A 12,233-nucleotide genomic window follows, 5' to 3' on the forward strand; every position below is an offset into this window, starting at 1 on the left:
TCGTTGTTCCTTCTGTGCTGAGTGTGTTGTGGAAGATTAGTTGGGAGCCATCTCGCCGACGCCGACGAGGACGTCGGGGACCGCGGTGCCTTCGCCGAGGCGGTAGTTGGCGCCGACAATGCCCAAGCGGCCCTCGGCTATCGCCTCGCTGATGAGCTCGGATGAACGAAGCAGCTCAGCGACGGTGTCACGCAGGTGCTCTTTGCCGACGTGCTCGGCATCGACGTCTGCGGTGGGTGCTTTATCTGCCGCCATCACTCGGCGAACTGCCGGGACAATTGGTGAGATGAGTCGCCAAATGTGCGTCGGCAGCGGCGGCGCATCGTTGCTTGTGCTGTCGATCGCGGCGCGTACAGCACCACACTCGTCATGCCCGAGCACAACGATGAGCGGTACATTCAGCACAGCGACGGCGTATTCGAGACTGCCGATGACAGAGTCCGAAATGACTTGACCAGCATTTCGCACGACGAACAAGTCGCCGAGGCCCTTGTCGAAGATGATCTCAGCGGCCAGGCGTGAGTCGGAGCACCCGAAAAGCGCGGCGCGGGGAGTCTGCGCGGCCTCGAGCTCGTGGCGTCGCTCAACGTCTTGGCGAGGATGCCGTGGCTCACCCGCCACGAAACGCGCATTTCCGCGCTGCATCTCGTTCCACACTTGCTGTGGTGCAGACTGCGTATCGCTCATGAGGCTGATTCCTCCTGCATTGTTTGGATGTCTGTTGTCAGCGACGCGGCAACGGCAGCCGTCGTATCGTGATCGGCTGTGCCGTACACGAGAATATGGTCGGTTCCCGCTTGAGTGCCGAGAGCATAGGTGATGTTGCCCGTTGAACTAGGGTTGGCAATTTCGTACTCGTCCCACACGATGCCGTTGATCGTGGTCGTGCCTGTTGGCGCACTGCCCTTGAGCTCGGTGCGTGCCCAGGCGTCGTCGGCGTCGAATGCTTGAGCAACGACCAGGAACGATGAATCCTGGGGAACGTAGGAAACCGTCCATGCCGGAACCGAGTCACCCTTGACCACAGCAGAATTTACGCGCCAGGTCGACGAGACATCGGCGACGACGATGTCTCGTCCGTATCCGGCTTCAGCGTCGGCCGCGAGTGAGACCACATCGATGGCTGGATCATCAGGAATCTCACCGCGCGGAACGGCGAAGATCACGATTGCGACGATGACGAGAGTGACCCCGAGCGCCGTTAAGAGGTTACGAAAGGTTTGGCTGCCGCGGTAGGCGCGCGAAGAAGCGGCCTTCCGTGCTGCGGTTTCGTCAGGCGTTTCTGGGCGCCCAAGCTCTGCCACAACACGTGGTTCTTTCTGGCTCACGAAGTAGCCTCGTCGTCACGCGAGGGCGCATCGAGACGCTGTTTTGCTCCCAACAGCCACTGCTCGCAGCGGGAAGCAAGTGCCTCGCCGCGTTCCCAGAGTGCGAGCGACTCCTCCAGAGTGGGGGCGCCCTGTTCGAGCTCCGAAACGACGCGGATCAGCTCGTCTCGCGCCTTTTCAAACGAAAGCGATGCCACATCCCGGGTGCTCTCGTCGGTCATGATTCCATCCTACGTGTGGGTGCTGCCTGCTGCGGTTCAGCGGACTCTGCTACTTCACCTTCAGAGACAGCAGCGAACGAGCCGCGTTCGACCGTGACGACAATTTGTGCTCCGGCAGGTGCGTCGGCGGCATCCCGCAGCACTTTTCCACCATCGTGGTGCGCAATCGCGTACCCGCGAGCCAGGGTCGCACCCGGTGAGAGAGCGCGCAGTGAAGCGCGTAGTTCAGAGACTGTGCGCTCAGCTTGAGCATGATGTCGATCGACTACGTCACGTGCTCGTGAGGAGAGAAGGTGCACCTCCTGGCTGCGCGAATTGAGCATCGCATCCGGGTCGCGTAGCGAGGGGCGCGAGCGCAACTGCTCGAGTTGGGCGATGTCGTGATTGACGCGCAGGGTGAGCCGGCCCGTTAGCCGCGCTCGCAGCTGTTGCACGAGGGCATGCTGCTCGCTGACGTCGGGAACCACTCGCTTTGCGGCATCAGTCGGCGTCGATGCCCGAAGATCGGCGACGTCATCAAGAAGCGGGTGATCGTTTTCGTGCCCGATCGCACTCACGACCGGCGTCTCGGCCGCCGCGACAGCGCGGACCAACCGTTCATCGCTGAAGCCGAGCAGATGCTGCGGATCGCCACCGCCGCGAGCGATGATGATGACATCGACGTCGGGATCGGCGTCCAGGCGAGCAAGAGCCGCGAGCACGTCGGGAACCGAGCGGTCGCCCTGGACCGCCGCGTACTCGTTGCGAAAGCGCACGCGCGGCCAGCGCAGTTCGGCATTGCGATGTACATCACGTTCCGCGTCTGATTTCTCGCCCGTGATGAGCCCGATCGTCTGGGGGAGAAAGGGCAGTACTTTTTTACGATCAGCATCGAAAAGGCCTTCGCGACGCAACTGGGCCCGGAGTTTTTCGAGTTTTTCAAGCTGTTCACCCAGACCAACGTGCTTCATGGCTGAGACGATGAAACTGAAGTCGCCACCGCGCACAAAATAGTCAGCTTTCACGCACGCGATCACGTGATCGCCCACCGAAAGATCATCAGGTAATCGACGCGTGGTGGATGACCACACGCGGAACGCAATCGTCGCGTCGGTATCGAGATCTTTCAGTCGTCCAAAGACGTTGCCGCCTCGAACGTTCCATGAGGTGATCTCGCCTTCAACCCAGATCGTGCCCCAACGCTCGATGAAACCGCGGATCGTCTCGCCGAGGCGGCCGACAGAGGTAGGAGTGTCTTTCGACGAGTCACGGGGGTGCACGGTGCCCGCCGGGATCGGCTCGTCGGCTGTCGCATCGGGTTCAAAAATAGTCATGAAGAGCTTTCTCGCAAGCGTTATCGGCCGTCCACGGCCCGCATCCAGCGCACGCCCATAGAATCAAGGTGTGACTTCCCCCGCCGTGCATCTGCCCGTGCCCCGTGTCCCAGGACGACGAGGCAGCCTTCAGGATATGCCCGTTGCTGGACACAAACGAGTGTTACTGGCAGCACCCCGTGGTTATTGTGCCGGCGTTGACCGCGCTGTGATCGCTGTGGAGAAAGCGCTAGAGCGCTACGGGTCGCCCGTTTACGTCCGTAAGCAGATCGTGCACAACACACATGTTGTGAGTGAACTCGAATCTCTCGGCGCCATTTTCGTCGAAGAGGTCGACGAGGTCCCCTCGGGCTCTCACGTCGTGTTCAGCGCGCACGGGGTTTCGCCGGCGGTTGTTTCAGCGGCATCCGATCGTGGTCTCCAGGCCATAGACGCGACGTGTCCCCTCGTCACCAAGGTGCACCGTGAAGCCGTGCGTTTTGCCCGTGACGACTTTGAGATTCTGCTCATCGGTCACGAGGGCCACGAAGAAGTCGAAGGCACAGCGGGCGAAGCGCCTGAGCACGTGACCGTCGTCAATTCACCCGAGCACGCCGACACCGTCGAGGTGCGCGACCCGGAGAAAGTCGTTTGGCTCTCACAGACCACGCTTTCGGTCGACGAGACCATGGAGACCGTACGCCGCTTGCGGCTTCGTTTTCCGCACTTGCAGGACCCGCCCTCGGACGACATCTGCTACGCGACGCAGAACCGTCAGGTGGCCATCAAGAAGGTTGCCACTGGCGCTGACCTCGTGATCGTTGTCGGATCCGCAAACTCTTCAAACAGCGTGCGCCTCGTCGAGGTTGCCCTCGAACACGGCGCCAAGGCTGCGTACCGGGTCGACTACGCCGATGAGGTCAAACAAGAATGGCTCGACGGCGTCGAAACCGTCGGCGTCACAAGTGGCGCCTCGGTGCCGGAGGTACTGGTGCAGCAAGTGCTCGAAGACCTCGCCGGTGCTGGCTACCGCGACATTGAAGAGATTCGAACCGCGGAAGAGGACCTCATCTTCTCTCTGCCCAAGGAACTGCGCGAAGGGCGCGGAACCGGCGGGCGGGCAAGCGCGTGAGTGACGACCGCGCCAACGCGGATAGCCGCCCGGCACCGCAGTACGGCGAGTACGCAACGCCCGAAGAACAGCGCGCACGCATTCAGCAGCCCGACGCGACTTTCGCTCTCGATACCGGACAAGCGGTAGAGGCGCCAGTCGAAGAGGCCGCACCGGCCGCACCCTCGAAACCGGTCGTACCTGTGCTTGCGGCACCCACACGGGGTCGCGTGACTGACCGCATCATCACTTATGCGCTCCTGGGATACGGGCTGTTTTCAACGATCACCGCGATTCCGACCATGACCGACTACTCGACGTTCGCGTCGAACCTCTTCTCCGTGATGGGCGTGGATGCCACGCTCAGCGATCCTGCTGCAGGCAACGGATGGGCGCTCGCCGCCGCCATTTTTCTGGGTCTCGGGTGGTTGGCGACGGCAACACTGTCGTGGGCGAATCTTCGCGCTGGACGCTACTCCTGGTGGATTCCGCTCGTCGGAGGCATCGTCTTTAACTTCATCACCGGCATTCTGATCATCATCCCGATCATGAATGACCCGAGCGTGCTTGACGCGCTGATGGCAACAGCCGGATAACCAAGCTGTGTCTCTGGCACACTCTGTCTATGGCAAGTGTGCTCGCGGTATGCCGCGTTTTTGAACTGAGACCCGACTCTGGCACCAACGGGGTAACAGCGATCGATAAGCGTCCGGTCTCGGGAGAGATCAAAATCGGACCATATGGCGTTTACGGCGATGTGCAGGCGAACCGAAAGCACCACGGCGGGCTCGATAAAGCCGTCTACGCCTACAGTCAGGATGACGCGGACTTCTGGTCCACGGAACTTGACCGCGACATCGTTCCCGGACTCTTTGGTGAGAATCTGCGCATCGAAGGGTACGACGTCAACGATGCCCGCATTGGTGAACGCTGGCAGATCGGGGAACGGCTCGTGCTGGAAGTCACCATGCCTCGCGAGCCCTGTCAGACCTTCGCGCGTCGGATGGGCGGAACCACGGCGCGCGGCTGGGTGAAGCGCTTTGCCGAGGAACGCAGGCTTGGTACCTACTTGAGGGTCGTGCGCTCGGGCAGTGTCGCGGCCGGAGACGCGCTCGACATCGTTCCGGCTGCGGCAGGTGCCCCGACGGTGAGGGAGATCTTTCGGATGTCGTGAGCTCCGGCATCCGAAAATACGAAAACGCCCAGTCGCGCTGACTGGGCGTTTTCGTGATCGTGCGTGGAGACTAGCTCTGCGACTTGCCCGCGGAACCCAGCTGCTGCGTTGCCTCGACAACGCGGGCCGCCATGGCCGATTCGGCAACCTTGCCCCAGGCGCGGGGGTCATAGGCCTTCTTGTTGCCCACTTCACCGTCGACCTTGAGGACGCCGTCGTACTTGCTGAACATGTAGCCAGCGACTGCGCGCGTGAATGCGTACTGCGTGTCGGTGTCGATGTTCATCTTGACGACACCGTTGGCGACTGCCAGCGCGATTTCGTCTGCGGTCGAGCCGCTACCGCCGTGGAAGACCAGGTCGAGGGGCTTGGCTGCGGTGCCGAACTTCTCGGAGATACCAGCCTGGATCTCACCGAGCAGCTCGGGGCGAAGCTTGACGCCACCGGGCTTGTACACGCCGTGCACGTTGCCGAAGGTGAGGGCAGCGATCCAGCGGCCCTGATCGCCGAGTCCGAGAGCTTCGACAGCCTTCGCGACGTCAGCGGTGGTCGTGTAGAGGGCTTCGTTTGAACCCTCGTGCTGAACTCCGTCTTCTTCGCCGCCGACGACGCCGATCTCGACCTCGAGGATCGAGTTGATCGCCTTCATGCGGGGGAGGAGGCTCTTTGCGATCTCGATGTTCTCGTCGAGGGGAACGGCCGAGCCGTCCCACATGTGCGACTGGAAGATCGGTTGGCCGCCGTCTGCGACGACCTTTTCGCTCTCTGAGATGAGGGGGAGGAGGAAGTCGTCGAGAGCCGGCTTCGGGCAGTGATCGGTGTGGAGCGCGACCGTGATGGGGTAGCTCTTCGCAACCTCGTGGGCAAACTTCGCGAACGCCAAAGCACCGGTTGCGCGGCCCTTGACAGTGTGGCCGGCGAAGTAGTCTGCGCCACCGGTCGTGACCTGGATGATGCCGTCTGAGCCGGCTTCGGTGAGTCCCTGCAGGATGGCGTTGATGCTCTGCGAGCTGGAGGCGTTGAACGCCGGGTAGGCAAAGCCACCGGACTTCGCACGGTCCAGCATTTCGGCGTACTGTTCGGGGGTTGCGATTGGCATTCGCGGGCTCCTTCGATGATGACGGATGTCTTATTCGATTGTACCGACCGGGCCCGTCGCGCCATTGCGCCGATGTCGGGATCGCTGCGCACTCAAGGTTTCGCTGGTGATAAATACCGCGAAACCTTCGTCTCTGAGCGCGCCTGATCGGCAAGATTCGGCAATCTTCCTGCCTAGGCTGGCGCCATGGTGAGTATTACGGGGGACATGAGCCCTCTGCATCCCGACCGAAACCTCGCTCTTGAACTGGTGCGCGCGACGGAAGCGGCATCGATCCGCTCTGTGCCGTTCATCGGGCGCGGACAAAAAGAAGTCGCCGACGGTGCCGCCGTCGACGCGATGCGTGCCTTCTTGACGACAGTGAACTTTGATGGCGTCATCGTTATCGGTGAAGGCGAAAAAGACAACGCGCCCATGCTCTTCAACGGTGAGCACGTCGGCACGGGCCGTGGACCGAAGTGCGACATCGCCGTCGACCCGATTGACGGTACGTCGCTCACCGCAGCAGGCCGAAACAACGCGTTGTCGGTGATCGCGGTTGCCGATCACGGCGCGATGCTGGATGCCTCCACGGTGTTCTACATGGACAAACTCGTTACCGGCCCTGCCGGCGTGGGAGTCGTCGATATCCGCCTGCCCATTGGCGAAAACATCAGGTTGCTGGCCAAGGCGCTGGGTAAGCCGGTCGACGAGATTGTTGTCTCGGTGCTTCACCGGCCCCGCCATGAACAGCTCATCCAAGAGATTCGGGATGCAGGCGCCGGCACACGCCTCATGAGCGATGGCGACGTCGCAGGCGGCATCAACGCGGCCCGCCACAACGCGCGCACCGACATGTGTGTCGGCATCGGTGGCAGCCCTGAAGGCATCGTGACAGCGTGCGCAATCAAGGCGCTCGGCGGGCACATTCAGGGGCGTCTTGTTCCCGGCAACGATGACGAGATGCAGCGGGGCCGTGACGCCGGGCTCAAGGTTGACGGTGAGGTTTACGAAGCTGATGGGCTCGTCAAGGGCAGCAACACGTTCTTCGTCGCCACGGGCGTGACCGATGGCCAGCTGGTCGCCGGCGTGCGTCGCGAAGGGAACTTCATCTATACCGAGAGTGTTGTGCTGCGCGGTTCTTCGGGAACGCTTCGCCGCATTACGTCGGAGCACCTCGCGTCGAAGTGGCTGTGAACTGAGGGGTCGATCCGCAATGGTGGGTTGATCGCAGACGTTCAGGAGCCGTCTGGCAGAATCGGTAGCGATCAGCCGCATTCGCGCGCGATCGAAAGCTACCTGCGGAGGCATCTCAATGAACGCACCTGCGACTGGACCGAGTCCACGCACCGGCGCAGAGGCTGTTGTGGCGAACGCTGTCGATCCCGCTCGGCGCCCCGATGTGCTGTTGCGAAAGCGTCGTGAAGATGGTCACGAAGTGAGCGCATGGTGGCTTATCGGCGCTTTTGTGTTCGTCTCTGGCGCAGTGATTGCGCTATTGAGCTTCGTTCCCGGCGGCGCGTGAGTCAGAGTCGGTAGCGTCGTCGGTTTCTGTCTCGGACGATTCGAGAAGTTCTGGCGCTGTCCATCGCCGCGGCGATGACTCGACAACGGCGGCTTCGCCGAGCGCATCGAGTTTGGTCTGATCGATGCCGGGGAAACGTCGCGCTGTCACGAGTACGCGGCTCTCAAGAGAGCCGGCGAACTTGTTGTAGCTGTCAACCGTGCGCTCGATGGCGCGACGAAGGTCGTCGGCATGGCCCGCGAGGGCACCGAGCCGGTTGTACAACTCAGTTCCGAGTTCGAACAGCCGGCGTGCTTCTTGCGAGACCTCTTGCTGTGTCCAGGTGTACGCCACTGTTTTCAGTACCGCCCAGAGGTTGACCGGGGAAGCCAACGCCACACGTTTTCCGAAGGCGTAGTCGAGGAGCGAAGCGTCTTCTTCGAGCGCGGAAGAGAATAGCGATTCGCTGGGCAGAAAACAGATGACGAATTCGGGACTCGAGTCGAGCCCGCTCCAGTAGGTCTTTTTCGCGAGCGCGTCGATGTGTGAGCGCACAGCCTTCACGTGTCGCGTGAGAAGCGCGGCGCGGCGCGCGCCTTCTTCTCCCTGGGCTGTGACGGGGATCGCACTCGCCTCGAGATAGGCGTCAAGTGGTGCCTTCGCATCGACCGCCAGCGTCTTGTTGCCCGGAAGGCGAATGACCATGTCGGGGCGGCCAGCTCCCGCATCCGATGTGATGGATGATTGCGTGTCGAAGTCGACGTAGCGCGTGAGGCCTGCTGCCTCAACAACCCGGCGAAGTTGCGTCTCTCCCCAGACCCCGCGCGTCGTTCCGGAGCGAAGGGCGCCAGCGAGAGACTCTGTCGTGGCGCGCAACGCTTCGTCGGACTCTTGTGCGCGGCGCAGCTGCTCGGCGAGCGAACCGTACTGGTTGTGTCGGTCGCGCTCAAGATCGGTGACCTTGATCTGCATCTTTTCGAGCGCATCGCGCACCGGGTCTAATGCTCGGAGTACCGCCTGATCGCGCCTCTCACGCTCTTCCCTCTGGGCGAGATCGTGCCGCGCGGATGCCGCGAGCTCACGCTGCAGGTCTCGTTGGCGTTCGAGCTCGGTATTTGCCGCCATCGCCGAGGCCTCCGCCGAAGCGAGGCGGGCAGTCAAGGAGTTCTGCGCTTCAGAGTGCGCGGCTCGAGAGCGCGCGGAGCCGACGTAGATGCCAACGACGACACCGATCGCGAGAAACAGAACTGCTATCAGAAGCGCCGGGACTAGATCCATGCCCTTAGTCTGCTGCGAGCATCGGACATTGTTCGGGAGTCGCTACGCCGTGGCGGCGACCGGTTGCCCCACGCGCGACATATTCACTCCGACGGCGCGGGTGAGGTCAGCAATCGAAGTGACGCTGTAGCGACGCGCGGCATCGATCATGATGTGGGCGCACGCGAGCGCATCGGCGGTCGCGTCGTGGTGCGCGAAGTCGTGGAACCCGGCTTCAGCTGCGGCAAACGGCAGACGATACGACGGAATGTCGTAGGCCTTGCGTGCCACCTGCAGGCTGCATGCGTATTCGAACGAGGGGCAGACGGCATCCGTCGCTTCGCAAGCGCGTCGGAGTACTGCCATGTCGAAGCCAGCATTGTGTGCCACGAGCACGTCAGTGCCGGCAAAGGCGGCGAGATCTTCGAGCTGCGCGACCCAGGTCTTAGCGTCGAGCACGTCGTCGGCACGAATGCCGTGGATGCCGATATTGAGCTCGAAGAACGCGTCGTGACCGGGCGGCGGCTTGATGAGCCATCCGGTCGTTTCGACGATTTGGCCGTCGCGAACGCGGGCAAGACCCACACTGCACGCCGACGCACTACTGGAGTTGGCAGTCTCGAAGTCGATTGCGGTGAAGTCCAGTGGCACCCTTCCACCTTCTCACGCGTGATTGTCGGCGGCGGCCGCACTCGCCGCTGGAGCGGGGGATGTGCGTCGGCAACGTAGACTGGACTCCCGTGGCTCTCAGCATTGGAATCGTCGGACTGCCCAACGTTGGCAAGTCAACTCTCTTTAACGCGCTCACCAAGAATCAGGTTCTCGCGGCGAACTACCCCTTCGCCACGATCGAACCCAACGTGGGTGTCGTCAACCTGCCAGATTCTCGGCTGAACAAGCTCGCCGAAATCTTCGGTAGCGAGCGCATCTTGCCCGCAGTCGTCTCGTTCGTCGACATCGCCGGCATCGTTCGTGGCGCGAGTGAAGGCGAGGGCTTGGGTAACCAGTTCCTCGCGAACATTCGTGAAGCGGATGCGATCGCCCAGGTCGTGCGAGGGTTCGCTGATTCGGACGTCGTTCACGTCGAAGGTGCGGTCAATCCGCAAAACGACATGGAGACGATCAACGCTGAGCTGCAGCTCGCTGATCTTCAGACCCTCGAAAAGGCGATCCCGCGCTTCGAAAAGGAGATCAAGGGCAAGAAGCTTGACCCTTCGGTTCTTGAAGCGGCCGTTGCCGCCAAAGACGCTCTTGAGCGTGGCATCGTGCTGTCGGGCTCGGGCATCGACCTGGCACCGATTCGCGAACTGGGCCTGCTGACGGCAAAGCCCTTCATCTTCGTCTTCAACGTCGACGAAGCCGTGCTGACGGATGCTGCTCGCACTGCCGAGCTCGCGGCCCTTGTTGCTCCGGCCAAGGCTGTTTTCCTCGACGCGAAGATCGAGTCAGAACTCATCGAGCTTGACCCCGAAGATGCCGCTGAGCTTCTCGCCTCGACAGGTCAGGAAGAGTCGGGCCTTGACCAGCTCGCTCGTATCGGCTTCGACACCCTCGGCCTCCAGACCTATCTCACCGCTGGCCCCAAAGAAGCCCGCGCGTGGACGATCGGCAAGGGCTGGAAGGCTCCGCAGGCAGCCGGTGTGATTCACACCGACTTTGAAAAGGGCTTCATCAAGGCCGAGGTCATCTCGTTCGATGACCTGGTCGAGACCGGCTCCGTGCTCGAAGCTCGCTCGAAGGGCAAAGCGCGCCTCGAAGGCAAAGAATATGTGATGCAAGACGGCGACGTCGTGGAGTTCCGCTTCAACAACTGAGGGTCGCTCGGCCGACGGTTCTGAGCAACTGAACTCGCACGCTTGATAGGGGCCTGCGGGGCTCGTTTCTCATCTGCTCACCACATCGATCAGTAGAGTATCCATGTCGTGATCGAGAGTGGATCGAAGGAGATCTCTGATGGCTGATGATGCGAGCAGCAAAGTTCCGTACCTGCAGGCGCATGGCAACCTGAAAAAGGCGCTGGAGAAAATCATCAATGCGACTGTGCCGCCGAAGTTCACACAGGACTTTCTCGCGACGACTCTCGACTTGCCAGGCGGAGGTGCACGGCCGGTCATTCCGTTCCTCAAGCGAGCCGGATTCCTAGGCTCTGATGGCACTCCGACGGAAGTGTACAAGCAGTTCAGGAATCCGTCATTGCGTGGTGGCGCGGCGGCGCAGGGTCTAAGGAACGCGTACGCCGACCTTTACACGGCCAACGAGTACGTCCATGACGCTAACGACAAGGATCTGAAGGGCCTCATCGTGCAGGTCACAGGTCTGAATGCCGACTCCAAGTTGATCCCGTCGATGGTTGCTTCTTTCAAGACTCTGAGGGAATATGCTGACTTTAATGGGGGCAATGGGGCCCCGAGCCAAAGCAGCACCGAGGGGGAAGGCCCCAATGCTGAAATTCCACTCCATCTTGGAAATGGAGCGGAGTCTGGCCACGGGAATGAAATCCAGTTGGGCTATACGATCCACCTAAATCTGCCCGCGACCAGCGATATTGCAGTCTTCAATGCGATCTTCAAAAGCCTGAAGGAAAACTTGCTGTGACGTCCATGGATGATTCTCTCAAAATCTTCCTGATGACGGCTCAACTCATCGAAGAAGATCTTGATGAGGTCGAACAGACTCTTGCCCTCGATCTCGGACGGAAGCGCAAGGCTGGGGCGGGTGAAGCAGCCGATTATTATCCGCAGATCGAGCATGCGTTTCGGGCCGAGGCGAAGGAGATGGCCCCCCACTATGAGGTTTTTTACTCCCTCGAACGAACTATACGAACCCTAGTTGCAGATTCGCTTGAGGCATCGGACGGCGCAGGGTGGTGGCTTAATCCGGACCGCGTCCCTTCGAAGATCAAGGACGATTGTGAGTCTCGTCTGAAGAAAGAAGAGGACACCGGTGTCACCCTTCGCTCGGAGGACCCCTTAGACTTTTCCACATTTGGCGAACTTGGCCAGATAATTACGAGCAATTGGGATGTATTCGGCGCCTTTTTCAAGAGCGAGAAAGCTGTTATCCGAATCATGGCGAATCTGAACACGCTCCGCGGCCCAATAGCTCACTGTACGCTCCTTGCTGAAGACGAAGTCGTTCGACTGCGCCTGTCGGTGAGGGACTGGTTCCGTCAGATGGAGTAAGCCTTGCGGCGCCCCAAGCTGCGTCCTGGAGAATGTGCGCGCACATGGCGGCGTGACTGCGCGCACCTTTTCAGAGCGCCATCGGC

15 protein-coding genes are annotated in these 12,233 nt (G+C 61.2%); 8 read left to right on the forward strand and 7 right to left on the reverse strand.

Annotation, left to right across the window (positions count from 1 at the left end; translation table 11 throughout):
• Positions 1 to 36: 36 nt before the first annotated feature.
• The 4 genes from G6N83_RS11780 to xseA are packed head-to-tail and all read right to left on the reverse strand — an operon-like array spanning position 37 to position 2,862.
• Positions 37 to 687 carry a carbonic anhydrase gene (locus G6N83_RS11780; protein ID WP_165142281.1) on the reverse strand — a complete coding sequence of 217 codons (651 nt, stop codon included), beginning with the start codon at positions 685 to 687 and terminating at the stop codon, positions 37 to 39.
• Positions 684 to 1,328 carry a DUF4245 family protein gene (locus G6N83_RS11785; protein ID WP_165142283.1) on the reverse strand — a complete coding sequence of 215 codons (645 nt, stop codon included), beginning with the start codon at positions 1,326 to 1,328 and terminating at the stop codon, positions 684 to 686. Before G6N83_RS11785 ends, G6N83_RS11780 begins: the two co-directional genes overlap by 4 nt.
• Entirely contained in the window at positions 1,325 to 1,549 is a 225-nt protein-coding gene (locus tag G6N83_RS11790; protein ID WP_165142285.1) for an exodeoxyribonuclease VII small subunit, read from the reverse strand. The genes G6N83_RS11785 and G6N83_RS11790 overlap by 4 nt, the downstream gene beginning before the upstream one ends.
• Positions 1,546 to 2,862, reverse strand: coding sequence for an exodeoxyribonuclease VII large subunit (gene xseA / locus G6N83_RS11795; RefSeq protein ID WP_165142287.1), 1,317 nt, complete (start codon positions 2,860 to 2,862; stop codon positions 1,546 to 1,548). Before xseA ends, G6N83_RS11790 begins: the two co-directional genes overlap by 4 nt.
• Before the next feature lie 136 nt (positions 2,863 to 2,998).
• On the opposite strand from xseA, the gene G6N83_RS11800 reads away from it, so the two are divergent.
• Genes G6N83_RS11800 through G6N83_RS11810 form a run of 3 tightly spaced genes read left to right on the forward strand, consistent with a single transcriptional unit; the run spans position 2,999 to position 5,126 of the window.
• Positions 2,999 to 3,973: a 4-hydroxy-3-methylbut-2-enyl diphosphate reductase gene (locus tag G6N83_RS11800; RefSeq protein WP_208379981.1), complete on the forward strand. Its 975-nt coding sequence runs from the start codon at positions 2,999 to 3,001 to the stop codon at positions 3,971 to 3,973.
• Positions 3,970 to 4,548: a DUF6264 family protein gene (locus G6N83_RS11805; RefSeq protein ID WP_165142289.1), complete on the forward strand. Its 579-nt coding sequence runs from the start codon at positions 3,970 to 3,972 to the stop codon at positions 4,546 to 4,548. Before G6N83_RS11800 ends, G6N83_RS11805 begins: the two co-directional genes overlap by 4 nt.
• A 29-nt stretch (positions 4,549 to 4,577) precedes the next feature.
• Positions 4,578 to 5,126 (forward strand): MOSC domain-containing protein, encoded by a 549-nt coding sequence (locus tag G6N83_RS11810; RefSeq protein WP_165142291.1) that lies wholly within the window; start codon positions 4,578 to 4,580, stop codon positions 5,124 to 5,126.
• A gap of 70 nt (positions 5,127 to 5,196) precedes the next feature.
• Here G6N83_RS11810 and fbaA read toward each other — a convergent pair whose 3' ends face one another.
• Positions 5,197 to 6,225, reverse strand: coding sequence for a class II fructose-bisphosphate aldolase (fbaA, locus tag G6N83_RS11815; RefSeq protein WP_165142293.1), 1,029 nt, complete (start codon positions 6,223 to 6,225; stop codon positions 5,197 to 5,199).
• Positions 6,226 to 6,411: 186 nt separating this feature from the next.
• Here fbaA and glpX point away from each other — a divergent pair, with 186 nt between their 5' ends.
• Positions 6,412 to 7,401 carry a class II fructose-bisphosphatase gene (glpX, locus tag G6N83_RS11820; RefSeq protein WP_165142295.1) on the forward strand — a complete coding sequence of 330 codons (990 nt, stop codon included), beginning with the start codon at positions 6,412 to 6,414 and terminating at the stop codon, positions 7,399 to 7,401.
• Positions 7,402 to 7,519: 118 nt separating this feature from the next.
• Entirely contained in the window at positions 7,520 to 7,729 is a 210-nt protein-coding gene (locus G6N83_RS11825; protein ID WP_165142297.1) for a UDP-N-acetylmuramyl pentapeptide phosphotransferase, read from the forward strand.
• On the opposite strand, the gene G6N83_RS11830 is transcribed toward G6N83_RS11825, so the two are convergent.
• Together G6N83_RS11830 and G6N83_RS11835 are read right to left on the reverse strand one after the other, a co-directional pair.
• On the reverse strand, positions 7,700 to 8,986 hold the full coding sequence (locus G6N83_RS11830) for a DNA recombination protein RmuC (protein ID WP_165142299.1): 1,287 nt from the start codon (positions 8,984 to 8,986) through the stop codon (positions 7,700 to 7,702). The genes G6N83_RS11825 and G6N83_RS11830 overlap by 30 nt on opposite strands.
• Before the next feature lie 42 nt (positions 8,987 to 9,028).
• A complete protein-coding gene (locus G6N83_RS11835; RefSeq protein WP_165142301.1) occupies positions 9,029 to 9,616 on the reverse strand; it encodes an exonuclease domain-containing protein in 588 nt (195 codons plus the stop codon).
• Between the two features lie 89 nt (positions 9,617 to 9,705).
• Between G6N83_RS11835 and ychF the strand changes: the two genes are divergently transcribed.
• The 3 genes from ychF (at position 9,706) to G6N83_RS11850 (ending at position 12,147) form a co-directional block, all read left to right on the forward strand.
• The gene (ychF, locus tag G6N83_RS11840; protein WP_165142303.1) at positions 9,706 to 10,779 is read left to right on the forward strand and encodes a redox-regulated ATPase YchF; all 1,074 of its coding nucleotides are present in this window, start codon (positions 9,706 to 9,708) and stop codon (positions 10,777 to 10,779) included.
• Between the two features lie 139 nt (positions 10,780 to 10,918).
• Positions 10,919 to 11,560, forward strand: coding sequence for a DUF5343 domain-containing protein (locus G6N83_RS11845; protein WP_165142305.1), 642 nt, complete (start codon positions 10,919 to 10,921; stop codon positions 11,558 to 11,560).
• A gap of 5 nt (positions 11,561 to 11,565) precedes the next feature.
• On the forward strand, positions 11,566 to 12,147 hold the full coding sequence (locus G6N83_RS11850; protein ID WP_165142307.1) for a Swt1 family HEPN domain-containing protein: 582 nt from the start codon (positions 11,566 to 11,568) through the stop codon (positions 12,145 to 12,147).
• The last annotated feature ends 86 nt before the right edge of the window (positions 12,148 to 12,233 follow it).

It is taken from the genome of Microbacterium endophyticum (genome assembly GCF_011047135.1).
Taxonomy (GTDB): Bacteria; Actinomycetota; Actinomycetes; order Actinomycetales; family Microbacteriaceae; genus Microbacterium; species Microbacterium endophyticum.